We start from the raw sequence: 1,151 nt of genomic DNA, 5'->3' as shown, positions 1-1,151 counted from the left end.
ACGATTTCATTCAAACCACTTGTAATAGCAACGCTAGTTTCAGAAATTACTCCTAAACTATTAATGACAATAATCGAAATAGCTAGTTGAGGATAAGAAATTCCCGCTGCTAAAGAAAATCCTTCCAGTTCATCTTGATTTTCAACCGCCATTCCTTGAGCACTGGCCCAATACTCTAGTGGAATAGTAATCAACAAAATAACTACCATAATTATTAATGATGTTTTAAAGGCTGTACTTGCGGTATTAGGATTATCAACGTTCATATAAATTGCAACCACTAAAATAACCATAGCGATTATCCCCGTAGTAACTAAGACATTGAATCCATCAGCAATTAATATCAACAAAGCAATAATTGAAATCACATTTATTCCTAAACCAAACAGTAACGTAAAACCACGACTACCAGTAACCAGTAACAATAAGACAACGAAGGTCAAAAATAAATACAACATTATTTCATCCTCCTTGTTATTACTTTACTAGCAATGAAACTAGTAATTGGAACGGTTAAAACTATTCCGATTGCACTGATCAATAATTGAGCGATTCCTAAACTCAAGGTCATATTCATTGTATATCCAATCGAATTCCCGTTACTCAAATACAATAGAACAACATTTAAATTCTCAGCGATAACAATAAATAACAAAATATTGATTAGTGGTCCGATTAATTCTCGACCGATATTAATACCAGATTTAAAAAGCGTTTTTTCCGCCACATCGGATAATTCTCGCTTCATTTCAATCAAAGAAGATGAGATATCCATAGTTTCATCCAAAATCACTCCTAGTACACTGAAGATAACTTGCGATAAGAAAACACCTAAATAAGGTTGTAATTCAAAATCATTCAATTCCAAATGAATACTGCTAAACCCAGATATACTTAAGACAAACGTACTAAGTAATACCGCCACTGTTGTAGCAAGAACCGTACTAGAATAAGCCATTAAGGCTGGATAAGTTGGCCCTAAAATCACTAACAAAGCCGTTGCTGATATCAATAACGCCGTTATGACGGTTAATGGTAAAAGCACACTATTATGTGTTCGAATTATTGTCTGTAGATATCCATAATAAATCACAATATTGATCAAAATACTAACAAACAATTTACGTCGATCAAATTTCATACAATAAAGC

The 1,151-nt window shown here is 33.1% G+C and carries 2 protein-coding genes; both read right to left on the bottom strand.

Annotated features, from left to right (window positions below):
• Positions 1–458: YibE/F family protein (locus FHL06_RS13730; RefSeq protein ID WP_192918020.1), on the bottom strand; the 458-nt coding region annotated here is incomplete at its 3' end.
• Positions 458–1,151: YibE/F family protein (locus tag FHL06_RS13725; RefSeq protein WP_192918019.1), on the bottom strand; the 694-nt coding region annotated here is incomplete at its 5' end. The genes FHL06_RS13730 and FHL06_RS13725, both read right to left, overlap by 1 nt.

Source organism: Companilactobacillus halodurans, assembly GCF_009600985.1.
Taxonomy (GTDB): domain Bacteria; phylum Bacillota; class Bacilli; order Lactobacillales; family Lactobacillaceae; genus Companilactobacillus; species Companilactobacillus halodurans.
This window is presented reverse-complemented; position numbering and strand designations above follow the sequence as displayed.